The following is a 24,674-nucleotide window of genomic DNA, read 5'->3' as shown; positions in this document are numbered from 1 at the left end:
TGTGGACAGGTGCCCTCACAGACTATCCGGCACCCACTAAACGCCAGGTCTCATGTCAGAAGATCGCGCGACACCGGCCGCACCAGAACGCGCCGCTGATCGCGCATCCAGCGCTGGCCCGTCCGGTGGAACTCCGGGCGTGTCGCGAACCGGTACCGGTACGAGACGACGCGCACCCACCGCGGCTCGGTCCCCGCGAACGGATCCGCCGCGAGCAGGCGCAGCACCGCGGCATCCGCCCGCAGCAGCGCCACCAGCAGCCGCTCGAACCACGGGTCCAGCGCACGCCCCAGCGGCAGGAACCACATCAGCCAGTCCAGCCGCAGATGGTACGGCGCGAACTGCCGTGGATTCCGGCGCAGCGGCCCGGGCTTGCCCTTGAACACGTACTCGGTCCAGGTCGCGGCATCCGGATCATGGTCCTGCGTGCCCTCGATGACGTATTCGATCCGGGTCTTGGTCACGGTGCCGAACGCGCCGTACGCGTTGGCCAGCTGCCAGCGGTTGAAGCTGGCGTTCATCAGCTGCCGGTGCGCCACGAGGTTGCGCGCCGGCCACCAGCTGAGCACGAGGTACAGCACGAAGACCGCGCCGGTCACGAGGAGCCAGTACAGCGGGATGCCGCCGGCCGACCCGCCGGGAGTGGGGATGCCGTAGCCCGAGAAGGCGAGCACGATCGTCGCCCAATTCAGCCAGGCGAAGTTGCCGCTGAGCACGAGCCACACCTGCGTCGCGATGACGATCGTCGCCGCCACCGCACCGACGAGCGCCGGCACCGGCGAGTCGACCCAGAGTCCGATCAGTGGTGCGAACAGGAACCACGGCACCACCAGTTGCGCGAAGTGGTTGCCGAGCACCTCGAGCCGGTGGAACCACGCGGGCAGCAGGTGCGCCTGACGGCTGAGAGGGCCCGGCATCGGCTGCGTTTCGTGGTGGTACATGAGCGCCGTGAGGTCGCGCCACTCGCGTCCGCCGCGGATCTTGATCATGCCGGCGCCGAACTCGAGCCGGAACACCAGCCACCAGAACAGGACGATGACCACGACCGGGGGAGCCTGATCGCGCGAGCCCAGGAACGCGGCGAGGAAGCCGGCCTCGAGCAGCAGCATCTCCCAGCCGAACCCGTAGAACGTCTGCCCGATCGAGACGATCGACATGTAGCCCAGCCACAGGGCGAGAAAGCACAGTGCCGGCACCCACGGCGGACCCAGCTGCGGGATGCCGCACACCAGCGCCGCACCGACGACCATGCCCGCCACGCACAGCGCGCGCAGGCGCCGGTCGGTGTAGCGCAGCCGGCGGAACAGGGTCGGCCGCAGCATCCCGGCCGTCCGCTTCGACCCGCGCGCCCAGCTCAGCAGCCGCGGTGCCGGCAGCAGCCCGCGCTCGCCGAGCAGCGCGGGGAACTGGTTGTACGACGAGAGGAACGCGATCACGAACAGCGCCGCGATGCCGCGCTGCAGCACCTCGCGGGCGAAACCGAAGTCGACGGCGGCGAAGGCGTCCACGTCAGGCTCCGAACAGGTCTCCGAGCTCGGCGGGCGCACCGGCGTCGCGCAGCGCCGTGCGGGCGGCGCGCCAGCCGGGCATCCCGTGCACGCCGGGACCGGGCGGCGTCGACGCCGAGCCCAGGTACACACCGCGCATCGGGGTGCGCCAGGGCGTGGTCGAGACGACCGGGCGGCGCACCGCCTGCACCATCGAGAACGCTCCGCCCAGGATGTCGCCGCCGATGTCGGCGGGGTTGTAGGCCTGCCGCTGCACGGCGGTCATCGCGTGCGACGCGAGGATGCGGTCGCGGAACCCGGGGGCGAACCGCTCGACCTGCCGGGTGACGGTCTCGGTCGCATCGAGCGTCGACCCGGGCGGCACATGGATGTACGCCCAGAGCACCTGGTGCCCGTGCGGCGCGCGGGTCGTGTCGAGCACGCTCGGCTGCACGGCCAGCACGTACGGCCGCTCGGCGACGCGACCGGCCGCCACCGCGTTCTCACCCGCCTCGATCTCGGCGCGCGTGCCGCCCAGGTGCACGGTGGGCGAGAGTGCCACATCGGGATTCGTCCAGGGGACGGGCCCGTCGAGCGCGAAGTCCACCTTCGCCGCCGCCGGGCCGTACCGATAGCGGCGCACGGCGCGGGCGTACCGTGCGGGCACGTCCGGCAGCGTCAGCGCGAGGCGCGGTGCGGTGTCCAGCAGCAGCAGGTCGCCGGCGGCGGGGTCGCCCCAGTCCAGCAGCGACAGATCGCCGACCCGATGGTCGAGGTCGACCGCGCCGCCGTGCGCGCGCAGATCGGCCACGAGCGCATCGGCGATCGCCTGCGCCCCGCCGCGCGGGTACGCCCAGCCGGTCGAGTGCGCATGGGCGAGCAGATAGAGGCCCGACGCGGTGGCCGCGAGCGACGGCAGGCGCGTGTTCGCGTGAGCGGCCACGCCGGTCAGCAGGGCCGCCGCCTCGTCGGTGCGGAAGGTGCGCAGCATCCATCGCCCCGCCGTCGTGCCCACCTCCAGCATCCGCAGCGCGAAGCGGGTGGTGGTGACGGGATGCCGCGGCAGCCGCAGCAGCTGGTCGCCGGTGAAGTCGACCACCGCCTCGAGGCGGCGGTTCAGGGGGCGCACCAGGTTGCGCCACGCGCGCCCGTCGGAGCCCAGTCCTTCCACGGTGCGCTCGAGGTCGCGCCATGCGACGGCCGCGCGTCCGTCGTCGAGCGGGTGGGCGAAGGAGACCTCGGGCACGATCCAGTCGATGCGGTCGAGCCCGAACGCGCGGAAGAAGGGCGAGCTCAGGGCCGCCGGATGCACGGCCGAGCACACGTCGTGGCGGTATCCCGGCAGCGTCAGCGGTGCGGTGCGCACGCCGCCGCCGGGCGACGACGCCGCCTCCACGACCCGCACGTCGTAGCCCGCACGCGCGAGCGAGACCGCGGCGGCCAGGCCGTTCGGCCCGCTGCCGACGATCGTCGCGCGTCGTGCCATGCGTCAAGTCTCGCACCCCGCTGGGAATCATGAAGGGGGTCGCGGTGTGCGCCACATGTGGACCGCGAACAGGGGATGATGGAGGCACAGTCTCACGATGGGGAGGGTGGTTGAGATGGAATCGACGAAGCTGGACGCTCCGGAGGGCATCACGGCACGCGTGGGGTGGGCACCGGGCACCGAGGCGCCCGACCGCATCCGTCAGCTGACCAAGACGATCCTCGCTGAGGAGCTCGAGATCGACGCCGCGTTCATCGACGTCTCGAAGGAGGAGCCGGCGCAGTTCGGGCATCACCGGCAGCCGATCGCGATGGTCGACGGCCGTGCCGTGCCGAAGATCATCCGCACGGCCAGCTTCCGCACCGCGACGGTCGTGGCCGTGCGTGATCCCGGGCTGCTGATCGGGCTCGACATCCGTGACCGCAAGCCCGACGAGGCGGCCCTGCACGAGATCCGCAGCCACTCGCACCTCTGGGGCGACGACAGCGCGTGGGACAGCGCGAAGCCCGAACAGCTCGTGTTCCACTGGTCACGCGTGCAGGCCGTGCGGCAGGCCGATCCGCGGGGGATCAGCGTGCGCCCCGAGCAGGTCAAGCTCGACCCGCCGTTCTCGCGTGCGTTCACGCCCGACCGTCGCGGCGACTACAAGCTCGTCGATCTGTCGCGCAACGGCTTCGTCATCACCCTCGCGTACGGAGTGCCCACCACGGAGTGAGGGGAATCACTCCACGAGCTCGGGCAGCGCCGCCGTCAACTCGGCGAGCCAGGCGCGCGCGTTGCCGTCCGACGGGGCGCGCCAGTCGCCGCGCGGCGACAGCGAGCCCGCCGGCGAGACCTTGGGCCCGTTGGGGATCGCGGTGCGCTTGAACTGCGCGAACCCGAAGAAGCGCTGCAGGAACACCTGCAGCCACTTCGCGATCGTCGGCAGGTCGTAGGCGTAGCGGTCTTCGGCGGGGAAGCCGGGCGGCCAGGCTCCGGCATCCTTCTCCTCCCACGCGTGCTGCGCGAGGAACGCGATCTTCGACGGGCGTGCGCCGTAGCGCATCGTGTGGAACAGCGCGAAGTCGTGCAGTGCGTAGGGGCCGATGCGGTCCTCGGTGGACTGCATCTTGCCGTCCTGCCCGGCCGGCACCAGCTCGGGGCTGATCTCGGTGTCGAGCACCGACTGCAGCACGTCGGCGGCCGCGGCATCCACCCACCCCTCGTCGGCACCCGTGGCGATGACCCAGCGGATGAGGTGCTGGATGAGCGTCTTGGGCACGCCGGCGTTCACGGCGTAGTGGCTCATCTGGTCGCCGACCCCGTACGTCGACCAGCCCAGGGCGATCTCGGAGAGGTCGCCGGTGCCCACGACGAACCCGCCGCGCTGGTTCGCCAGGCGGAACAGGTAGTCGGTGCGCAGGCCCGCCTGCACGTTCTCGAACGTGACGTCGTGCACGGGCTCGCCGCTGGCGAACGGGTGCCCCATCTTCGTGAGCAGCTCCATGGCGGCGGGGCGGATGTCGATGGTCTCGATCGACGCGCCGATCGCCTCGGCCAGGGCGATCGCATTGCTCTTCGTGTGCTCGCTGGTCGCGAACCCCGGCATCGTGAAGGTGAGGATGTCGCTGCGTGGCCGGCCCATGCGGTCCATGGCGCGGGCGATCACGAGCAGCGCGTGCGTCGAGTCCAGCCCGCCCGACACCCCCAGCACCGGCTTCGGGCCGCCGATCGAGCGCATGCGCTGGATGAGCCCCTCGACCTGGATGTTGAAGGCCTCGTAGCAGTCCTGCGCGAGGCGCTCGTCGTCGTCGGGCACGAACGGGAAGCGGTCGATGTGACGGAGCAGCCCGATGTCGTCGGCAGGCGGCTCGAGATAGACCTCGATGGTGAGGAACTCGCCGACACCGGCACTGATGCGGTTGTCGTCGAAGGTGCCCTGGCGAATGCGGTCCTGGCGCAGCCGGTCGAGGTCGACGTCGGCGACCGAGCGCCGCGGGCCCTCGGGGAAGCGCTCGGTCTGCGCGAGCAGCTCGCCGCCCTCGAAGATCATGGTCTGGCCGTCCCACGACACGTCGTTCGTCGACTCGCCCATGCCGGCGGCGGCATACGCGTACGCGGCCAGGCATCGCAGCGACTGCGAGCGGCACAGGGTCTTGCGGTCCTCGGCGCGGGCGATCGTGATCGGGCTGCCCGAGAGGTTGACGAGCACGGTGGCGCCGGCCAGCGCCGCCTGCGACGAGGGCGGCACCGGCACCCAGACGTCTTCGCACACCTCGGCGTGCAGCACGAGTCCGGGCACATCGCGCACGTCGAACAGCAGATCCGTGCCGAACGCGACGTCGCGCTCGCCGATGCGGATCGGCTCGCCCGACCACGGCTCGCCCGCGGCGAACCAGCGCCGCTCGTAGAACTCGCGGTAGGTGGGCAGGTGGCCCTTGGGCGCGACCCCGATGATCTGCCCGCGATGGATGACCACCGCGCAGTTGTAGAGGCGGTTGCGGTGGCGCAGCGGAGCGCCGACCACGAGGATCGGGAAGAGATCGGCGGATGCCGCGGCCAGGTGCTCGAGCGCGGCCTCGACGGCGTCGAGCACCGCGTCTTGCATGAGCAGGTCGTCGATGGAGTAGCCCGTCAGGCACAGCTCGGGAAAGACGGCGACCGCCGTCTTGTCGGCGTCGCACTCCCGCGCCGCGTCGAGCACGGCCTCGGCATTGGCCGCCGGATCGGCCAGGGCGATGGGGATCGTGCAGGCGGCGACGCGCGCGAACCCGTGCCGGTAGGCGCTGGCGAAGGGCAGGCTCATGCCCCCAGTCTGGCACCTGGCCGCCGCTGTCGGAGGCCGCCGATAGTGTCGAGGCGAAAGGGGAGCCATGCGATACATCGAGGGTGAGGGCCGCGTCGTCTGGAGCGCGAGCGACCTCAAGGCCGCCGCCGAATGCGAGTTCGCCTGGCTGCGCGCCATCGACGCGAAGGCCGGGCGGGTCGCACCGGTCGACGAGCCCGAAGACGCCACCCTCGCCCGTGCCGGCCGGCTGGGCACCGCGCACGAGCGGCGGGTGCTCGACCGGTATCGCGCCGAGTTCGGCGACGGTGTCGTCGAGATCCCCGAGACCCGGTCGACCGATGCCGATGCGCTGGCCGATGCCGTGGCCGCGACGCGCGCCGCGCTCGCCGACCCCGCAGCCCGCGTCGTGTACCAGGCCGCGTTCGCGACCGACGAGTTCGTGGGGTTCGCCGACTTCCTCGTGCGTGGTGTCGACGGCCGGTGGATCGTGCAGGACTCCAAGCTCGCCCGCCACGCGCGCGTCACGGCGCTCATGCAGCTGGCGGCATACGTCGATCAGCTCGACCTCCTCGATGTGCCGCGCGCGGGCGACGTCGACCTGCTGCTCGGCGACGGCACGACCAGCACGCACCGCGTCGACGACCTCATGCCGGTGTTCCGGCTGCGCCGCGAGCGGCTGCGCGCGCTCATCGCTGACCGGCGCCTCGACCGCGGCCGCGACGAGCCGCCCATCGCCTGGGGCGACGAGCGCGGCGAGCTCGGGGTCGTCGCGTGCGGGCGCTGTGCGACCTGTGAGCAGGAGGTCACCGTGCACCGCGACCTGCTGCTGGTGGCTGGAATGCGACCCGTGCAGCACGCGCGGCTGCGCACCGCCGGTGTGACCACGATCGACGCGCTGGCCGCGGCATCCACCCCTCCCGCGCGGATGAGCGCCGAGACCTTCGACAGCCTGCGCACCCAGGCGCGGCTGCAGCTGGCCAGCCCTGCCGGCACCCCGCTCGCCCCCGCCGAGACGACGGCCCCGCCCGTCCCCACCTACGAGGTCGTCTTCCCGAAGGCGCTGGGCGCGCTGCCGCGGCCCGATCAGGGCGACCTCTTCTTCGACTTCGAGGGCGATCCGCTCTACACCGAGGGGTCGGGCGCCGACTGGGGCATCGACTACCTGTTCGGCTTCGTCGACCTGCGCGAGCAGTACACAGCGCTGTGGGCGCACGACTTCGCGGCCGAGAAGGAGACGTTCGAGCGCTTCCTCGACATCGTGGCCGATGTGCGCCGGCGGCAGCCCGACATGCACATCTACCACTACGCACCGTACGAGCCCACACATCTGCTCGCGATGGCCGCGCGCTACGGCGTGCGTGAGACCGAGGTCGATACGCTGCTGCGCGACGGCGTGTTCGTCGACCTGTACCCGATCGTGCGGCGCGCGCTGCGGGTGGGGTCGCGCTCGTACTCGATCAAGAAGCTCGAGCCGCTGTACATGGGCGACGAGGTGCGCACCAGTGACGTGCAGCGCGGCGACGACTCCATCGTGAAGTACGTGCAGGCGCGGGCGCTGCGCGATGCGGGGGACGGTGCCGCGGCCCAGGCCGTCTTCGACGATCTCGCCGACTACAACCGGTACGACTGCGTGTCCACGCGCCGGCTGCGGGACTGGCTCGTCGAGCGTGCCCGCGAGGCGGGGCTGGTGCCCTCGCGCGACATCGAGTCGGCCGAGGTGGCGTATGAGTCGCGGCCGCAGGCCGAGGCGCTGCGGCGGCTGGCCGACGAAGCCGAGGCCGCGGTCGAGGCCGCGCCGCCGGGCGCCGGCGCGCCCGAGGCCGACGTCGAGGCGCTGCGCCTCGGGGCCGCGGCGATCGACTACTACCCGCGCGAGGCGAAGGCCTTCTGGGCCGCGCATTTCCTGCGGCTGCGCGAGCCGCTGTCGGTGTGGGACGAGACGCGCGACGTCGTGGTGGTCGACGCCGGCCGCAGCTCTCTCGTCGAGCAGTGGCATCCCGGCCCCCGCTCGATTCGCCGTCTCGTGCGGCTGCGCGGCGAGCTCGCCCCGGGCACGCGGCTCACCGAGGGTTCACGTCCGTTCGCGCTGTATGAGACGCCGGCGCCGTTCGCCGCGCGCACGATGCCGCGTTGGGTGCACGTCGCGCGCGAGGTCGAGGTGATCGAGGTGCTCGACGACGGCGCGATCGTCGCCGAGAGCGCGGTCGACGGCCAGACCTGGAGCGAGCTGCCGGTCGCCCTGACCCCCTCTGCGCCCCCGCGTGCCGGCAACCAGCAGACCGCGATCGAGGAGTGGGCCGACGCAGTGATCGCCGCCTCTCCGGTGCTGCCCGGTGACCCGGCCACCGACATCCTGCGCCGGCGCCCGCCGCGGCTGCGCGGCGGAGCAGCGGTGAACGGCCGCGCGGCCGATCCGGTCGCCGCCATCGCCGCGGCGGTGCGCGAGCTCGACGACAGCTACCTGGCCGTGCAGGGCCCTCCCGGCACCGGCAAGACGTACGTCGGCTCGCACGTGATCGCCCGGCTCGTGCGCGACCACGGCTTCGCCGTCGGGGTCGTCGCGCAGTCGCACGCGGTCGTCGAGCACATGTTGGATCGGGTGGTGGATGCCGGGGTTCCGGCCGTGCGCGTGGCCAAGGCCCGCCGCAGCGGCGACGACGGCGAGGTGTCGTTCACCGAGATCCCGAAGAACGGCGTGGCGTCGTTCGTGAAGGAGCACGAGGGCGAGGGGTATGTCGTCGGCGGCACGGCGTGGGACTTCAGCCATCCCGGCCGGGTGCCGCGCCGCTCGCTCGACCTGCTCGTCATCGACGAGGCCGGGCAGTTCTCGCTCGCCTCGACGATCGCGGTGGCCGCCTCTGCCCGCCAACTGCTGCTGCTCGGCGATCCGCAGCAGCTGCCGCAGGTGAGTCAGGGCACGCATCCCGAGCCGGTCGACGCGTCGGCTCTGGGGTGGGTGATGGACGGCGCGGCCGTCCTGCCACCCGAGTACGGATTTTTCCTCGACCAGACGTGGCGCATGCACCCCGCGGTGGCAGAGCCCGTCTCGCGGCTGTCGTACGACGGCGAGCTGGCCTCGCGCCCGCGCGCGGCGCTGCGCACGATCGACCGCGTCGAGCCGGGGCTGCACCCCGTGGCGGTGCGGCACCACGGCAATGCCACGCAGTCTGCGGAGGAGGCGGCCGAGGTCGTGCGCCTCGTGCGCGAGCTGCTCGGCCGCGCGTTCACCGACGTCGTCGACGATGAGCCGGTCGCATCGCGTCCGCTGACGACCGCCGACATCATCGTCGTGACGCCGTACAACGCCCAGCAGGTGATGGTCGAGCAGGCGCTCACCGACGCCGGGCTGGGCGCGGTGCGGGTGGGTACCGTCGACCGCTTCCAGGGGCAGGAGGCCGCGGTGTCCATCGTGTCGCTGGCGGCATCGAGCGGGCGCGATGCGCCGCGCGGGCTGGAGTTCCTGCTGCTGCAGAACCGGCTCAACGTGGCGATCTCGCGCGCCATGGTGGCGGCCTATCTGGTGTACGCGCCGGGGCTGCTCGACGATCTGCCGTGGACGCCCGACGGCGTCACGCGCCTCAGCGCCTTCGCGCGACTCGTGGGCGTGCGATAAGAGCTCCCGAGAGTCGGTCGCGGCGTGTCATCCGCCCGCGCGGCGGCGCGCCCGCCCCGTAGACTCGGGCGCATGAGCGAAGACCTGCCCCAGCAGTTCGAGATCGATCTGCCGCCCGAGATCATCCCCGGGAACTACGCCGACTTCGCCAATGTGTGGCACACGCCGACGGTCTTCGTCATGGACTTCGTCACGCTGGCCCAGCCGCCGCGCGAGGAGACCAACGAAGACACCGGCGAGCGGGTCGCGGTCGTTCCGGCGCGCGTGGTCAGCCGCATCCGGATCCCTCCCGAGCAGGTGTTCGAGCTCGCCAAGGCCCTCACCCAGCAGCTCGAGTACTGGGAGCAGGAGACGGGCAAGCGCTCGCCGGAGTGACGCGCTGTGATCCGAGCCGGCGTCAGACCGTGCCGTACAGGCGGTCGCCCGCGTCGCCCAGGCCCGGCACGATGTAGCCGCGCTCGTTGAGGCGTTCGTCGCGGGCGCCCAGCACGAGCGTCACGTCGCGGTCGCCGACCTGCTCGTCGATCTTCGCGATGCCCTCGGGCGTGCCCAGCAGGCAGATGGCGGTGATGTCCTGCGCGCCGCGCGCGAACAGGAACTCCATCGCGGCCCCGAGCGATCCGCCGGTGGCGAGCATCGGGTCGAGCACGAAGCATTGCCGGTCGCTCAGGTCTGTGGGCAGACGCTCGGCGTAGGTCGTGGGCTGCAGCGTCTCTTCGTCGCGCACCATGCCGAGGAAGCCGACCTCGGCGGTGGGCAGCAGCTTCACCATGCCCTCGAGCATGCCGAGACCCGCGCGCAGGATCGGCACGACGATCGGTCGCGGCTCGTCGATGCGCACCCCCATCGTGGTGGTGACCGGGGTCTGAATCTCCACGGGCGCGACGCGCACGTTGCGCGTGGCCTCGTAGGCCAAGAGGGTCACGAGCTCTTCGGTCAGTTGGCGGAAGACCGGCGACGGGGTGCGCTGATCGCGCAGCACCGTGAGCTTGTGGGTGATCAGAGGGTGGTCTGCGATGTGCACGCGCATTCCTCCAGGGTAGTCGCGCCGTACGCTGAGCATGTGACGTTCGCTCCTGCCATGGATCGCGCCCTCGCGCTGGCCGCCGCCGCGGCGGCCGCCGGCGACGTGCCGGTCGGAGCGGTGGTGATGGATGCCGCGGGCCGCATCGTCGGCGAGGGCCGCAACGAGCGCGAAGAAACGCACGATCCGACCGCGCACGCCGAGCTCGTCGCGCTGCGGCAGGCCGCGGCATCCCTCGGCTCGTGGAACCTCGAAGACCACACACTCGTGGTCACGCTCGAGCCGTGCCTCATGTGCGCCGGGGCGATCCTGCAGGCGCGTGTCGGCCGCGTCGTGTTCGGCGCGTGGGACGACAAGGCGGGCGCCGCCGGCTCGCTCTACGACGTGCTGCGCGACCGTCGGCTGCCGTACCGCGCCGAGGTCATCGGGGGAGTGCGTGAGGCCGAGGCGTCCGCGCTGCTGCGCGCGTTCTTCGACGCCCGCCGCTGACCGTCGCACGCCTGCACTCCACCGCCTCAACCGTTGAGAGTGCAGCGGGTGGACGAGGATGCGGGTGGTTCCCTACTCCTCGTCCACCAGCTGCACCCTCACCGTGGGAGAACACCTGCGCGCCGACGAGCGCGAAGGGGCGCGGCGCGCCGCGGCTCAGAGCGCGCGCAGCTGCGGCAGCAGCGAGCCCAGCAGCTCGAGGTGCTCGAGGTCGCGCTGGTCGGGCAGCTGGAAGTACACGCGCTCGGCACCGAGCGCCTGAAGGCGCGCGACCTTGGCGACGACCTCATCCGGCGTTCCCGCGATGACATCGTCTCCGCGCACCGCCGCGGCGTCACGGCCGATGGCCGCCGCCCGGCGCGACAGCTCGCTCTCCGAGACGCCCACGAGGGTCGGCAGCGCCACCGACAGCTTCAGCGACGCGGGGTCGCGATCCGCAGCCTCGCAGGCCGCGCGCACGCCGGCGAACTTCTCGGCGATCACGTCCTCGGGCTGGAAGCCGATGTTGAACTCCGTCGCGAACCGCGCCGCCAGCGCGGGCGTCCGCTTCACACCACCGCCGCCCACGATGACCGGCACGCGCTCCTGCACGGGCTTGGGCAGCGCCGGCGAATCGACGAGCTCGTAGTGCGCGCCCGCGAACGAATACGGCGCGGTGGCCGCCCACAGCCCGGTGATCAGCTCGAGCTGCTCTTCCAGCATCCCGAATCTCTTCGCCGGGAACGGGATGCCGTAGGCCTTGTGCTCCGCGTCGAACCACCCGGTCCCCAACCCCAGTTCGGCGCGCCCGCCGCTCATCGCGTCGACCTGCGCCACCTGGATCGCCAGCACGCCCGGCGTGCGGTACGTCACCGACGAGACGAGCGTGCCGAGCCGGATGCGCGAGGTCTGCACCGCGAGTCCCGCCAGCGTCGTCCACGCGTCGGTGGGGCCGGGCAGCGGGGACCCCGCGCCCATGCGCATGTAGTGGTCGCTGCGGAACCAGCCGTCGAAGCCGAGCTTCTCGGCCGTCTGCGCGTGGGTGCGCTGCTCGTCGTAGCTGAACCCCTGCTGGGGCTCGGTGAAGACGCAGAACTCCATCAGTCCTCCGATTTCAGGATGAAGGCCTCGGTCGACGGCGCGGGGTCGGCCGCCGGGCGGTACACGTCGGGCTCGAAGTAGATGACGCGCGCGATGGGCACCGCGGCGCGCACGCGCCCCTCGACGGCGTCGATGTCGGCCGCCACCGCGGTCAGCGGCTTGTCGGAGGCGAACGCGAGCTTTGCCGCCACCAGCAGCTCGTCGGGGCCGAGGTACAGCGTCTTGATGTGGATGAGGCGGTGGACCTCGGGGCCGTCCTCGATGGCGTTCACGATCGCGCGCAGATCGGAGGGGGCCGCGCCCTCGCCGACGAGCAAGCTCTTCGTCTCGACGCCCAGCGTGATCGCCACGAGGATCAGCAGCGTGCCGATCATGAGCGTGCCGATCGCGTCGAACACGGGGTTGCCGGTCAGCCACGACAGGCCGACGCCGAGCAGGGCGAACACAAGGCCGGTGAGGGCTGCGGTGTCTTCGAGCAGCACGACGGGCAGTTCGGGCGCCTTCGCATGCCGGATGAAGGCGAGCCACGACTCGCCCTTCTCCTTGTGCGGCTTCGACTCGCCGACCGCGGTGCGCAGCGACATGCCCTCGAGCACGATCGCGATCACCAGCACCAGCACCGCGATCCAGACGTGGTCGAGCTCGTGCGGGTGGGTGATCTTCTCGACGCCCTCGTAGATCGAGAACAGGCCGCCGACCGAGAACAGGATGATCGACACCACGAACGCGTAGACGTACCGCTCGCGCCCGTAGCCGAAGGGGTGCTCCTGGTCGGCCTTGCGCTTGGCCTGCCGTCCGCCCAGCAGCAGGAGCAGCTGGTTGCCGCTGTCGGCGAGGGAGTGGATGCCCTCGGCCAGCATCGATGCGGACCCCGAGAAGAACCACGCGACGAACTTCGCGATGGCGATGCCGATGTTCGCGAGGAATGCGGCGATGATCGCCTTCCCGCCGCCGGAGGAGCTCATGCCGGAAGTCTACGGAAACCGAACGGGATGCCGCGGGCCCGTGTCAGTCCTCGCTCTTGAGGATGATCGCCTCGGTCGGCGGCTGCGGGCCGGTCGTCGAGGCGATGTAGCCCATGACCTGCAGCAGTGCGCGGCGCACGATGCCGGGGCGCTCCAGGTGCGGCGCGTGGCCGACGCCCTCGATCGTCAACTCGGTGGCCCGACCCCCGGCATCCCGATACGCGTTCAGCACGTCGCGGGTCTGGCTCACCATCGGCTGCGGCGGGGCGATCTCCTCGCCCGGCCAGTCGGGGATGAGCCCGGCCTTGCCGAGCTGGTTCAGGTCGAAGAACGACGCGTCCGAGACGATGGCATCGGCGGTGCCGTGCACCCAGAGGATCGGGGGCTTGGTCGGGAGGTCGACGATCCCCGACACGTCGAAGTACTGCGGCGCCATGGTGTTCAGCACGCCGACGGCACCGGCGCCGAAGCCGGGCCAGTTCTCGCTGGCCACGCTGTCGCCGGGGTAGTTTCCGGCGGCGGTCGCCGTGGTCAGCATTGACTCGACCCAGGTGTCCTCGTGCCCGGTCACGTACCCGGCCGAGACGTACGAGGCACGGAACACGCTGCGCGGTGAGGTCGCGGCATCCGTCGTCGTGTCGCCGTCGCGCAGGCGCTGCACGAAATCGGAGTTCGCGCCGCCCCCGCCGCACCCGGCGTCGTCGTCGGTCAGGCGCGAGCCGTCGCGGCGCGTGCCGCCGAAGCCGTACGGCGAGACGGGCGCCTGCAGCGTGAGGCTGAGCACGGGGTGCTCGAGCGCGTACTGCATGACCACGCCGCCGCCCATCGACCAGCCGACGAGGTGCACGGCACCCAGGCCCAGCGCCTCGAGTGTCGCGTGCAGATCGTCGGAGAAATCACGCAGCCCGCGCGTCGCGTCGACGGGCTTGGTCTCGCTGCCGCCGAAGCCGCGCAGGTCGACCGCGATGGCCCGGATGTCGCCGGGCAGGTCTTCCATGATCTCCTGCCAGAACAGCGCCGACGAGACATTGCCGTGGACGAAGACGACCGTCTGCTCGGCGGGGGTCTTCACCTTGTCCGCCGTGCGCTCGAGGATGTTCACCGCCAGGCGCGGGGTCTCGATGATGCGTGCGGCGATGCCGTCGAACACGGTCATGGAATCGGCCTCCTCAGCGGTCCTGACTCGACTATAACCGCGCCCTGCGCACCCGAGGACGAGCGCCGTAGGATGAGCGGCATGCTTCCTCCCATCGCGATCCTCGGCGCCGGCTCCATGGGCGGCGCGATCCTGCACGGTCTCGCCGAATCGGGCCGGGCCCAGAGCCTCGTCGTGACCAACCGCACCGCCGCCAAGGCCGAGCCGCTCGCACAGCTGGCGGGCGTGCGCAGCATCGCCCTCGAGCAGCAGCCGGACGGGAACCGGGATGCCGCGGCCACCGCCGACGTGGTGATCGTCGGTGTGAAGCCGGCCATGGTCCCCGACCTGCTGCGCGAGATCGCACCCGCGCTGAAGCCCGGCGTCGTCGTCGTGAGCATCGCGGCCGGTGTCACGATCGCGACGTTCGAGCAGCTGCTGCCGGAGGGCACGGCGGTCATCCGCTCGATGCCGAACACCCCGTCGCTGGTCGGCAAGGGCGTCACCGGCGTGGCGGCCGGTAGGGCGGCCACCGCCGACGACGTCGCCGTGGTGCGGGCGCTGTTCGAGACCGTCGGCACCGTCATCGAGGTCCCCGAGGACAAGATCGACGCCCTCTCGACGATCTCCGGCTCGGGCCCGGCGTATGTGTTCCTGCTGATCGAGGAGCTCACCAAGGCCGCCGTCGGCAAGGGGTTCTCCGAGGCCGACGCCCGCACGATGGCCGAGCAGACCTTCGTCGGCGGGGCGGCGCTGCTGGCGGCATCCGGTGAGGATCCGGCGGAGCTGCGGCGTCGCGTGACGAGCCCGAAGGGCACCACCGAGCGGGCCGTCGCGGTGCTGCAGGAGGCGCGTCTCGACGAGGTGTTCGTGCGCGCCACCGACGCCGCCCTGGCCCGCGCACGGGAGATCGCCGAGGGGCGCTGACGCACCCCGCGGAAACCGCGCGTCGCACCGCATTGCACCCGGGGGTTTTCGGGCGTAGTGTCGCCGCTCGTGACAAGCGAGAATCGCGACGGCACTCCGGAGTCGCCGATCGTGAAACGCATCCTCATCGGCGACCCTCTGGCGTCCGAGAATGCGGATGAGCACCTGCTCCCCAAGCGCATGGCGCTGCCGATCTTCGCGTCGGACGCACTGAGCTCGGTGGCGTACGCGCCGCAGGAGATGCTGATGATCCTGCTGACCGGCGGACTCGCGTTCCTGGCATTCGCGCCGTGGGTCGCGGCAGCCGTCGTGCTGCTGCTCGTGGTGGTGGTGCTCTCGTACCGGCAGCTGATCCGCGCCTACCCCTCGGGCGGCGGCGACTACGAGGTGGCGCGCAAGAACCTGGGCGAGGTGCCCGGGGTGGTCGTGGCATCCGCCCTGCTCGTCGACTACGTGCTGACGGTCGCGGTGTCGACCGCCTCGGGCGTCGACAACATCATCTCCGCGATCCCGGCGCTCAACCGGTGGCGCGTGGAGCTGGCCGTCGTCTGCGTGCTGGGCATCGTCGTGATGAACCTGCGCGGCGTGCGCGAGGCCTCCCACGCGTTCGCGATCCCCACCTACGTGTTCATCGGCTCGGTCGCGGTCATGGTCGTCACCGGGCTCGTGCGCACGTTCCTCGGTGTCGCCCCGGTCGCCTCCAGCGCGCAGTACGCACTGCATGCGCAGAGCATCTCGCAGGCCGCGGTGCTGCTGCTCGTGCTGCGGGCGTTCTCCAGCGGCTGCTCGGCGCTGACGGGTGTCGAGGCGGTCTCGAACGGGGTGCAGGCGTTCCGCCGCCCGAAGATCGGCAACGCCCGCACGACCCTGGCGATGATGGGCGGCATCGCCGCGGCCATGTTCGCCGGCCTCGTGGCCCTCGCTCTCATCTCGCGCGTGCAGTACGCCGAGAACCCCTGCGACCTCGCCGGCTTCGACTGCCACGGCACGCCGCAGCCGAGCCTCATGGCGCAGCTGGCGGCCGCGACGTTCGGCATGAACTCGATCCCGTTCTTCGTCGTGCAGGCGGCCACCGCGTGCGTGCTGCTGCTGGCGGCCAACACGGCGTTCAACGGCTTCCCGCTGCTGGGGGCGGTGCTCGCCCGCGACGGCTACGCGCCCAAGGCACTGAACACCCGCGGCGACCGGCTCGTCTACTCCAACGGCATGATCGTGCTGGGGGTTGCGGCCACGATCGTGCTGGTCATCTACCGGGCGAACCTGTCGAACCTCATCCAGCTGTACATCATCGGCGTGTTCGTGTCGTTCTCGCTGGGGCAGATCGGCATGATCCGGCACTGGATCCGCGGGCTGCGCCGCATCCGCGCACTGCCGGACGAGGCGCGTGCCCAGGAGTCGGCGCGGCGCCAGGCGCGCAGCTTCCGCAAGGGGCTGGCGATCAACTCCGTCGGGGCCACCCTGACCGTCGCGGTGCTCGTGATCGTCACGATCACCAAGTTCACGCACGGCGCCTGGCTGGTGTTCCTGGCCATCCCGATCCTGGCGACGCTGATGATGGGCGTCTACCGCTACTACCGCGACGTCGAGCACGAGACCCGCATGGACGACACCGTGCACTTCGGGTCGGCGGGCGACATCGCGCTGGTGCTCGTGAACCGGCTGCAGAAACCGGTCGTCAAGGCCCTCGACTACGCGTTGGCCGCACGGCACGAGAAGACCCTGGCCGTGCATGTGGCGGTCACCAAGGAGGAGTCGAAGGCCCTGCAGAAGGCGTGGCAGGAACACGGGATGCCGGTCCCGCTGGTCACCATCGAGTCGCCGTTCCGCAGCTACGCGGGGCCCGTGATCGCCTTCATCAAGCAGTACCGCGAAGAGCACGGCTCGAGCGTGGTCACCGTGTACCTGCCGCAGTACATCGTCGGGCACTGGTGGGAGCGCGTCCTGCACAACCGGCGCGCACGGCGCATGGCCCAGCAGCTCATGCTCGTGCACGGGGTGACGATCACGCTGGTGCCGTGGCTGCTCGACTCGTCCGAGCTCATCTACGGGCGCCGATCGCGTCCGGTGCCGGGCCAGGCGCGCGCCGGCTTCCCGACCACGCCGCAGCTGCCGTACGACCACGAGCCGCGGCAGGGCAACCGGCCCTGAGCGGCGTGCGGTCCGCCTACGCCGGGCCGTACGCGTGCGTGGGCGCGAACTCGTAGATCACCCGCTGCTCGGCGGTCATGCGTGCGAGGAAGGCCTCGTCGTCGAGCTCGTCGCCGTACCAGTTCAGCGGACCTGTGGGCCGGCCCTGCATCACGCGGAACAGCGCGAGGTTCTGCTGCGGGGCGTCCGGGCCGTCCAGGATCGTCACCCTCGCTTCGATCGTGAGAAACGAGTACGCCTGATCGAACACGAACAGCGTGCAGCGCGGATCGCGTCGCAGCCGCTTCGTCCGCACGCGGTCGGCCGTGCCGCTGCTCCAGAGCCGGTCGCCCACGAGTGCGACCCCCACGCGCACCGCCTTCGGCATGCCGTCCCGTGCGATCGTGATCATCGCGGCGGCATGGTGATCCTGCAGATACGTCCGGTGCCTGTCCGTCAGCTCCATCGCTGCTTCCCTTCGACTGCTGAGAGTGAGAACTGCTGCGCGAGCGCGAGCGCGGCCGGTCGGTCGGCCTCGTCGGCGACGAACACGCGGCCGATGACCAGGGCCTGGCGGCCCGGCAGCACGACGGCGCCGCGTGCCGGCGCCGCGCCGCGCCGCACGACCTCGAAGTCGCCTCCGCTGTCTCCGGTCGTGCGCGTGCCGACGTAGGCGACGTTCGCGCCCGTGGTCGGGTCGGTGAACTGCAGGGCGTGATAGCGGCCCGGCATGGGCGGCACATGCAGCGTCAGCGGGCCGTGCCGCAGGTCGATCCAGCCGACGACGTACAGTACGTCGTCGGTGCCGGTGGCGATGAGACTGCCGGTGGATGCCGCGGCCGAGGTGTACGGCACGGCGGCGAGCGTGTTCACCGCGACGGGTCCGGAACCGAACCCGCGCCGCACGATGGCCCGCTGGAAGCCGCTCACGGTGATGCGCGGCCAGAACCAGATGAACAGCGGCGCGCCGACCGCCCACACGACGAGTGCGGCGACCGCGAGCACGCCGACGCCGCGACCGTCGGCGAGGCGCTGGATCACGACCCACGCGAAGATCACGAGCACGATCACGACGATCGGCACGGCGAACCGCAGGATGAGCCGGTTCACGGTCGCGCCTCCACGGGCGGTGGGGCATACCTGCCGTCGAGGATCGCCGCTCCCGGCAGGTACGCGCGCAGCATCAGCCGGTACCGACCGGTCGGCACGGCGAGCCAGTTCGCGGCGGCGCCGGCGGGTTCCTCGTGCGACAGCACGAGCTCTACCGAGCCGTCGGCACCTGTGGTGAACGGCGTGCGGTCGTCGACGCTGCCGTGCCCGGTGCTGCCGGTGGCGGCGTACCCGGTGGGGTCGGTCGCCGTCAGCGACCAGAAGGCGTCGGCCGGCGGCATCCCGCCCGCATCGAAACGCAGCGTGTACGCGCGGTCGCCGCGCAGGGTGCGGCCCGCGGCATCCCGTCCCGTCGTCCAGTACGCGGCCTCGTCGAAGCTGTTCACCACCGGCAGCGCCATCATGCAGGCGGCGCGGGTGAGGACGCCGTTGCCCGGCTGCCCGCAGCGGCGCAGCTCGCGCCATCCGTGCACGGTGCGGGTCAGTGCGCGGGCGCGCAGGCGCAGGAGCGCGATCGCCGTCAGGAACGCGAGCGTGGCGCCGATGATGACGCCCTGCACGATGCCCGACTGCGCGATCCATGTCGCACCCATGCTCGCAGGCTAGACCCGTCAGCGCTCCAGGGACGCGAACCGTTCGATGTCGGAGTTGGTGCCCGACACGATGATGAGGTCGTGGTTGGTGACCACGGTGTCGGCCTCGGCGTAGCGGAACGGCTTGCCGGGGCTCTTCACGCCCACGACGGTGACGTTGAACTTCGTGCGCACGCCCGACTGGTTCAGGCCGATGCCGCGGATGTACTTGGGCGGGTACATCTTGGCCAGCACGAAGTCGTCGTCGAAGCGGATGAAGTCGAGCATGCGGCCGCTGACCAGGTGCGCGACGCGCTCGCCGGCCTCGCGCTCGGGGTAGATGACATGGTTCGCGCCCACCCGCGCGAGGATCTTGCCGTGCGCCTGCGACACGGCCTTCGCCCAGATCTGCGGCACCTTCAGGTCGACGAGGTTCGCGGTGATCAGCACCGACGACTCGATGGACGACCCCGTGGCGACCACGGCCACCTGGAAGTCCTGCGCGCCGATCTGCTTGAGCGCGTCGAGATTGCGGGCATCGGCCTGCACCGCGTGTGTGACGCGTTCGGACCACTTCTGCACGAGCTCGAGGTTCTCGTCGATGGCGAGCACGTCGCGGTCGAGGCGGTCGAGCTCGCCGGCGCAGGCGGCGCCGAACCGGCCGAGGCCGATCACCAGGACGGGCGCATCGCCACGGATCTGCTCAACCAACGATCGGCCTTTCGACGGGAAGCGAGTACAGCTGCTTGCGGCTGGTCGCGGCGACGGCCGCGGCGAGAGTCACTGTACCAACGCGGCCGAAGAGCATGGTGGCCGCCAGCACGTACTTGCCCGGATCATCCAGCTGCGCGGTCAGCCCGGTCGACAGGCCGACGGTCGCGAACGCCGAGATGACGTCGAAAAGGACGTCGGCCACCGGCGCCCTGGTGAACTGTGCGATCGTCACCGTCGCCACCGCCACGAGCGTGGCGCCCCAGGCGACGACCGAGAGTGCGACGCGCTGCACGTCGCTGGGGATGCGGCGGCCGAACGCCTGCACGGAGGGGCGGCCCTTGGCCTCCGACCACACCGCCAGTGCCAGCACCGCGAGGGTCGTGACCTTGATTCCGCCGGCGGTCGATGCCGAGCCGCCGCCGACGAACATGAGCATCGAGCCGACGATGAGCGACGAGCCGTGCAGGCTGCTGACGTCGACGACGGAGAAACCGCCCGAGCGGGTCATCGCCGAGAGGAAGAAGGACTGATAGACGGTGTCCCACGCATTGCGGTCGCCGAACGTCTTCGGGTTGTCGAACTCGAGCAGGAGGAACACGAGGGCACCCGCGATGAACAGCAGGATGGTCGTGATGACGGTGAGCTTCGCGTGCAGCGACCAGCGGTGCACATGCCAGCGGTGCCGCCACAGCGTGTTGATCACCGGGAAGCCGATCGACCCGAGGAAGACGCCGGCCATCATCACGGTCAGGAAGAAGTAGTCGTGCTGGAACATCTCCAGCCCCTCGGGGTTCGGCGCGAAGCCCGTGTTCGTGAACGACATGGCCGCGTAGTACGGGGCCTCCCACAGGGCACGCAGCGGGCCGATGCCGCCGACCACGAGCGAGGGGTACATGAGCACCGCCAGGCCCGCCTCGATCACCAACGTCGACAGTGCCACGGTCGCGAGCAGCGAGCCGACCTCGCCGAGCCGGATGGTCTGGCCCTCGTTGACCGGCCCGCCGTGCACGCGCAGCGGGTTCGACTCGCTCGCGGCGATGAGCTTGGCGCGCAGGCCCAGCTTCTTCGAGATCACCAGGCCCAGGATCGATGCGAGGGTCAGCACGCCCAGGGCGCCGACGTTGACGCCGACGTAGATGACGACGTTGCCGAACGCCGACCAGTGCGTGGCCATGTCGACCGTCGACAGACCGGTCACGCACACCGTCGAGATCGCGGTGAACAGGGCGTCGACGAACGGGGTGTGGGCGCCCGAGCGCGTGGCGGCCGGGAGCATCAGCAGGACCGTGAAGATCGCGATGAGCACCATGTAGACGCCCACAGCGAACCGGGCGGGCGATGCCGTCGTGAAGTCACGCATCACATCCCACGTCTCCGCGCCCGCGCGGCGGAGCCTGCGCAGGAGCGGCCCGCGGGCTATGGGATCCGGATGCGTGGACACCTGTGTCATGGTACTCAGCCGGACGCCCGGCTAACCTAAGGGCATGGCGGACATCTTCGACGTGATCGCGGACGGCACCCGTCGCGACATCCTGCGCCTGCTGTTGGACCGCTCCGCCGCGGGGCACGACGGCACCAGCGTGTCGCAGATCGTCGCCGACCTGGGCGTGAGCCAGCCGACCGTGTCGAAGCACCTGAAGGTCCTCCGCGACGCCGACCTGGTCGCGGTCCGCGAAGAGGGCCAGCACCGCTACTACCGCCTGCAGGCGGCCCCGCTCGACGAGATCGACGCGTGGATCGTCCCGTTCCTCGACGAGGGCGACGCCGCCGAGCTCATCGCCCTCCCCGAGCCCGCGGCGCACGCCGCCGAGACCGTCGGACGGGTCGCGGCGTCGGCCAAGCACGCGTGGGACAGTGCGCTGAAGAAGCTGCCCGGACGGTGAACGGCGGCGACACCGCGCAGGGGGCCGTCATGCTCCTGTGCGACTATTCGCTGCGCTATCTCGGTGGTGCGCAGACGGCCTTCCTGCGGCAGGCGCGGGGGCTGGCCGAGCAGGGGTGGACCGTCGTCGTGGTCGCCCCCGACGCCGATGTGCTGGCCGGGGTGCCCGGGATCGTCCCCGTCGCGGTGCGGGTCGCGTTCACGGTGCCCGGCGTGGGACTGCCGGTCCTGGCATCCCGTCGCCGTCTGCGCGTCGAGCTGGCGCGCCTCGCCGCCGCGCACGACGTGCGGGCGCTCGTCGTCCATTCCGAGTTCACGCTCGCGGTCGCGGCGCTCGAGATCGGCGCAGCCCAGGCACGCCCGGTGCTGCAGACCGTGCACACCTTCTTCTGGCAGGCGTCATCGGCGCTGAACGCGCTCGTCCCGCTCGCGCTGTGGGAATACCACCACATCACCGGCCGCTGGCCGTCGCCGCGCTACACCGGCAGCACCCCCATCAACAACGCGCTGCGCACGATGACCCTGACCGTCGCCACGCGCGCCGACGCGGTGCTGTCGCCGTCGGCGCACCAGGCACGGGCGCTGCAGGCGGAGGGGGTGGATGCCGTGCACGAGCTCTCCAACATCGCCGAGCCCCTGCAGCCGGCGCCCGCCCGCGCCGACGGTCCGCTGGCCCTGGTGTGGGCGGCGCGCTTCGCGCCCGAGAAGCGCCTCGAGGTCGCGCTCGACGCGATCCGTCTGGTCACGGCGCACCGCGGGCCGGGGCGGGTGCACCTGCACGTGGCCGGCGGCACCCATGAGCCGCAGGCCGACGTCACCTTCCACGGCCGGGTGCCCGGCGATGAGGTGGGAGCGCTGGTCGCGGCATCCGACGCCGTCGTCATCTCATCGCTCGGGTTCGACAACCAGCCCATGATCGCGCTGGAGGCCTTCAGCAGGGGGCGTCCGGCCGTGGTCGTCGACCCGGTGCTCGCGGAGGAGTTCGGTGCGGCCGCGATCGGCACGGAGGGGACGGATGCCGCGGGCCTGGCCGCGTCGCTGGAGGGACTGCTCGACGACCGCGCCGGGCTCGAGCGGGCGGCGGCAGCGGCCGTCACCTACGCGCGCGACCGTCAGCCGGCACCGCACGCGCAGCAGCTGGAGCGGCTGATCGCCGTGGCTCGCGAGCGGATGCGGGAGCGAACACCACAGCTCGCTGCACGCCGTAGCTGACGACGAACAGCGTCGCCTCGGTGACGATCTTGGCCGCCAGCAGCGGCAGCCCCAGATCGGACAGCGCCGAGATCGTCCCGTAGTTCGCCGCCAGCAGCAGGAGCGCGAGCGAGAAGTAGCGCAGCGCCGCCGTGCGCAGGGGGATGTCGCGGCCGCGGTGGAAGACCATCGAGCGGTTGACGGCGAAGTTCACGCTCGAACTGAGCACGCGCGCGATGACCACGGAGACCAGCAGCGACCCGGTGAGCGCGTGCAGCACGAGCAGGGCCAGGGTGTCGATCGCGAAGGCCAGCAGCGCCGAGCCCGCGAACCGCACCACCGGCGCGTAGATGCGCAGCGAATCGCGCACCGGGCGGAAGTGGCTGGACGCGTTGCCGTCGGTGTAGATCGTCGCGATCGGCTGCTCGACGAGGGCGAAGCCGGCGGCCCCCGCCTGCAGCAGCATCCGGAACTCGTACTCGAAGCGATCGCCGGGCACGCCCATCAGCCACGGCAGGGACTCGGCGGGCAGCCCGCGCAGGCCGGTCTGCGTGTCGGCGATCGCCTGGCCTGCCGCCAGGCGGAAGGCGAGGCGGCTGACCGCGTTGCCGAAGCGGCTGCGCGCGGGGACGGAACCCGTGAACGCCCGCACGCCCAGGACGATGCGGCCCGCGCCGATGCGCGCGGCGACCCGCGCGATGTCGGCGAGCGTGTGCTGGCCGTCGGCGTCGGCGGTGACGACCCCCGCGTCGGGGAACGCCCGGGCGATGTGCGCGAAGCCGGTGCGCAGGGCGGCGCCCTTGCCCCGGTTGTGCGCGTGGGGGAGGACGACGGCGCCGGATGCCGCGGCACCGGCGAACACGTCGTGATACGCCGGCCCCGACCCGTCGTCGACGACGACCACCGGCATCCCGTGCAGTTCCCGCACCAGCGAGACGAGACGCTCGTCGGGCTCGTATGCGGGGATCAGGACGACGTTCATGCGGTCACCCGGCGATGTAGAAGATGTCACTGGTGGCGCGCTCGCCGCCGTTGGAGGGCTGATTGACGACCTCGCCGTCGAACCACATCTCGCTCGATCCGCCGCCGTCGAGGTTGTACGCGGTCTGGGCGCCCAGGCCCTCCATGATGCCCGCGAGCTCGTCCAGGCTCGCTCCCCGGCTGTAGCCCGAATCGCGGCCGTCCACGACGACGAAGACGAGGTGGTCGTCGTCGATGACGCCGACGGCCGTGCGCGGCTGGTCGCCCTGGATCGAGTGGTTGCCGAAGTTGGTGTCGACCTCGACGTCGTCGATGCCGTCCACCGTCTGCCCGTTCTCGACGATCGCGGGGCCGAAGCTCATGGTGTTCCAGACGCCGTCGGCGACGAGCGCGTCGGCGGTGGTCGCCGTCTCGTCGTACACCGTGACGGTGCCGTCCTTGTAGAACGCGAGCCCCTCACGCGCGCCCTCGTCGCGGAAGACGACGCCGTTGCGGATCTCGATGCCGTCGGAGCGGAAGCCGTAATAGTCGCCGTTGATGGCGAACACCGCGCCGTTGTCCTCGGCGATCTCGGAGACGCGGGCGGTGATGTTCTCGCCGAACTGGTTGTCGGCGAATGCGCTGCGCAGGGCCGTCGCGTCGGTGAGGGTCACATCGGCGACGTAGTAGGTGAGGGTGTCGTCGCCCGACCCGGTGGTGTGCTTCGTGATGGTCACGGAGGCGTCGTCGGAGGTGTAGGTCGAGCCCGTGACGGTGCCGGAGGTGTCGGTCGTGTCGGATGAGCCGGCGTCGGCGGACCCCTGTTCGGCCTGGTAGGCGGCGACATCGGAGATCTCCACGTGGGGGATGAGGAACCGATTCGCCGCCCACCAGGCACCCCCGCCGCCCACGAGGGTCAGAACGAGCGCGGCCGCGCCGATGAGCCGCTTCACCGTGCGGGACATCCGCCGGCGCACGACGGCGGTGGGGGTCGCCGGGTCGGTCGCTGTCTCATTCATGCCCTCAAGCAGACGGCATCGGCATCCATGGACGGCCAGAGCCCCGTCAGGACGCGCCCTGGCCGGACTATGGACTCGCTATGCGCGCATCCGTCACACCCGTCCCATGGGTTTACACAGCCCGCA

Annotated in this window: 22 protein-coding genes; 8 read left to right on the top strand and 14 right to left on the bottom strand. The window is 71.3% G+C overall.

Going from position 1 to position 24,674, the window contains the following annotated elements:
- Positions 1-50 precede the first annotated feature (50 nt).
- Positions 51-1,508, bottom strand: a complete 1,458-nt coding sequence (locus ABMQ42_RS16230; protein ID WP_349724042.1) for a lipase maturation factor family protein — start codon at positions 1,506-1,508, stop codon at positions 51-53.
- A gap of 1 nt (position 1,509) precedes the next feature.
- The gene (locus ABMQ42_RS16225; protein ID WP_349724041.1) at positions 1,510-2,973 is read right to left on the bottom strand and encodes a phytoene desaturase family protein; all 1,464 of its coding nucleotides are present in this window, start codon (positions 2,971-2,973) and stop codon (positions 1,510-1,512) included.
- A 115-nt stretch (positions 2,974-3,088) separates the two neighbouring features.
- On the opposite strand from ABMQ42_RS16225, the gene ABMQ42_RS16220 reads away from it, so the two are divergent.
- Positions 3,089-3,688, top strand: a complete 600-nt coding sequence (locus ABMQ42_RS16220; protein ID WP_349724040.1) for a hypothetical protein — start codon at positions 3,089-3,091, stop codon at positions 3,686-3,688.
- Between the two features lie 6 nt (positions 3,689-3,694).
- On the opposite strand, the gene ABMQ42_RS16215 is transcribed toward ABMQ42_RS16220, so the two are convergent.
- A complete protein-coding gene (locus tag ABMQ42_RS16215; protein ID WP_349724039.1) occupies positions 3,695-5,758 on the bottom strand; it encodes an NAD(+) synthase in 2,064 nt (687 codons plus the stop codon).
- Between the two features lie 67 nt (positions 5,759-5,825).
- Here ABMQ42_RS16215 and ABMQ42_RS16210 point away from each other — a divergent pair, with 67 nt between their 5' ends.
- On the top strand, positions 5,826-9,353 hold the full coding sequence (locus ABMQ42_RS16210; RefSeq protein WP_349724038.1) for a TM0106 family RecB-like putative nuclease: 3,528 nt from the start codon (positions 5,826-5,828) through the stop codon (positions 9,351-9,353).
- Between the two features lie 72 nt (positions 9,354-9,425).
- A complete protein-coding gene (locus ABMQ42_RS16205) occupies positions 9,426-9,728 on the top strand; it encodes a DUF3467 domain-containing protein (protein WP_349724037.1) in 303 nt (100 codons plus the stop codon).
- Positions 9,729-9,750: 22 nt separating this feature from the next.
- Here the strand turns inward: ABMQ42_RS16205 and upp are convergent, their stop codons facing one another.
- On the bottom strand, positions 9,751-10,383 hold the full coding sequence (gene upp / locus ABMQ42_RS16200) for a uracil phosphoribosyltransferase (RefSeq protein WP_349724036.1): 633 nt from the start codon (positions 10,381-10,383) through the stop codon (positions 9,751-9,753).
- 51 nt (positions 10,384-10,434) lie between these two features.
- Here upp and tadA point away from each other — a divergent pair, with 51 nt between their 5' ends.
- Positions 10,435-10,866 carry a tRNA adenosine(34) deaminase TadA gene (tadA, locus tag ABMQ42_RS16195; protein WP_349724228.1) on the top strand — a complete coding sequence of 144 codons (432 nt, stop codon included), beginning with the start codon at positions 10,435-10,437 and terminating at the stop codon, positions 10,864-10,866.
- 156 nt (positions 10,867-11,022) lie between these two features.
- Here the strand turns inward: tadA and ABMQ42_RS16190 are convergent, their stop codons facing one another.
- Genes ABMQ42_RS16190 through ABMQ42_RS16180 form a run of 3 tightly spaced genes read right to left on the bottom strand, consistent with a single transcriptional unit; the run spans position 11,023 to position 14,067 of the window.
- Positions 11,023-11,946, bottom strand: a complete 924-nt coding sequence (locus tag ABMQ42_RS16190) for a TIGR03560 family F420-dependent LLM class oxidoreductase (protein WP_349724035.1) — start codon at positions 11,944-11,946, stop codon at positions 11,023-11,025.
- Complete coding sequence (locus ABMQ42_RS16185) at positions 11,946-12,911, bottom strand: cation diffusion facilitator family transporter (protein WP_349724034.1); 966 nt, start codon at positions 12,909-12,911, stop codon at positions 11,946-11,948. The genes ABMQ42_RS16190 and ABMQ42_RS16185 overlap by 1 nt, the downstream gene beginning before the upstream one ends.
- 43 nt (positions 12,912-12,954) lie before the next feature.
- A complete protein-coding gene (locus ABMQ42_RS16180) occupies positions 12,955-14,067 on the bottom strand; it encodes an alpha/beta fold hydrolase (protein ID WP_349724033.1) in 1,113 nt (370 codons plus the stop codon).
- 72 nt (positions 14,068-14,139) lie between these two features.
- Here ABMQ42_RS16180 and proC point away from each other — a divergent pair, with 72 nt between their 5' ends.
- Positions 14,140-14,973 carry a pyrroline-5-carboxylate reductase gene (proC, locus tag ABMQ42_RS16175; protein WP_349724032.1) on the top strand — a complete coding sequence of 278 codons (834 nt, stop codon included), beginning with the start codon at positions 14,140-14,142 and terminating at the stop codon, positions 14,971-14,973.
- Positions 14,974-15,030: 57 nt separating this feature from the next.
- Entirely contained in the window at positions 15,031-17,121 is a 2,091-nt protein-coding gene (locus ABMQ42_RS16170; protein ID WP_349724031.1) for an APC family permease, read from the top strand.
- Positions 17,122-17,137: 16 nt separating this feature from the next.
- Here the strand turns inward: ABMQ42_RS16170 and ABMQ42_RS16165 are convergent, their stop codons facing one another.
- Genes ABMQ42_RS16165 through ABMQ42_RS16145 form a run of 5 tightly spaced genes read right to left on the bottom strand, consistent with a single transcriptional unit; the run spans position 17,138 to position 20,856 of the window.
- Entirely contained in the window at positions 17,138-17,566 is a 429-nt protein-coding gene (locus tag ABMQ42_RS16165; RefSeq protein WP_349724030.1) for a pyridoxamine 5'-phosphate oxidase family protein, read from the bottom strand.
- Positions 17,557-18,210, bottom strand: a complete 654-nt coding sequence (locus ABMQ42_RS16160) for a DUF1254 domain-containing protein (RefSeq protein ID WP_349724029.1) — start codon at positions 18,208-18,210, stop codon at positions 17,557-17,559. Before ABMQ42_RS16160 ends, ABMQ42_RS16165 begins: the two co-directional genes overlap by 10 nt.
- Positions 18,207-18,803, bottom strand: coding sequence for a DUF1214 domain-containing protein (locus tag ABMQ42_RS16155; protein ID WP_349724028.1), 597 nt, complete (start codon positions 18,801-18,803; stop codon positions 18,207-18,209). Before ABMQ42_RS16155 ends, ABMQ42_RS16160 begins: the two co-directional genes overlap by 4 nt.
- An 18-nt stretch (positions 18,804-18,821) precedes the next feature.
- Complete coding sequence (locus ABMQ42_RS16150) at positions 18,822-19,493, bottom strand: potassium channel family protein (RefSeq protein ID WP_349724027.1); 672 nt, start codon at positions 19,491-19,493, stop codon at positions 18,822-18,824.
- Complete coding sequence (locus ABMQ42_RS16145; protein ID WP_349724026.1) at positions 19,486-20,856, bottom strand: TrkH family potassium uptake protein; 1,371 nt, start codon at positions 20,854-20,856, stop codon at positions 19,486-19,488. The genes ABMQ42_RS16150 and ABMQ42_RS16145 overlap by 8 nt, the downstream gene beginning before the upstream one ends.
- 124 nt (positions 20,857-20,980) lie before the next feature.
- Here ABMQ42_RS16145 and ABMQ42_RS16140 point away from each other — a divergent pair, with 124 nt between their 5' ends.
- Complete coding sequence (locus tag ABMQ42_RS16140) at positions 20,981-21,379, top strand: ArsR/SmtB family transcription factor (RefSeq protein WP_349724025.1); 399 nt, start codon at positions 20,981-20,983, stop codon at positions 21,377-21,379.
- Entirely contained in the window at positions 21,376-22,590 is a 1,215-nt protein-coding gene (locus tag ABMQ42_RS16135; RefSeq protein WP_349724024.1) for a glycosyltransferase family 4 protein, read from the top strand. Before ABMQ42_RS16140 ends, ABMQ42_RS16135 begins: the two co-directional genes overlap by 4 nt.
- On the opposite strand, the gene ABMQ42_RS16130 is transcribed toward ABMQ42_RS16135, so the two are convergent.
- Both ABMQ42_RS16130 and ABMQ42_RS16125 read right to left on the bottom strand, forming a co-directional pair.
- Positions 22,472-23,551, bottom strand: a complete 1,080-nt coding sequence (locus ABMQ42_RS16130; RefSeq protein WP_349724023.1) for a GtrA family protein — start codon at positions 23,549-23,551, stop codon at positions 22,472-22,474. The genes ABMQ42_RS16135 and ABMQ42_RS16130 overlap by 119 nt on opposite strands.
- Positions 23,552-23,555: 4 nt before the next feature.
- Positions 23,556-24,548, bottom strand: coding sequence for a phosphodiester glycosidase family protein (locus ABMQ42_RS16125; protein ID WP_349724022.1), 993 nt, complete (start codon positions 24,546-24,548; stop codon positions 23,556-23,558).
- Between the last annotated feature and the right edge of the window lie 126 nt (positions 24,549-24,674).

It is taken from the genome of Microbacterium sp. KR10-403 (assembly GCF_040196215.1).
GTDB lineage: Bacteria > Actinomycetota > Actinomycetes > Actinomycetales > Microbacteriaceae > Microbacterium.
The sequence above is the reverse complement of the archived record's forward strand: the minus strand, read 5'-3'. Positions and strand labels throughout refer to the sequence as shown.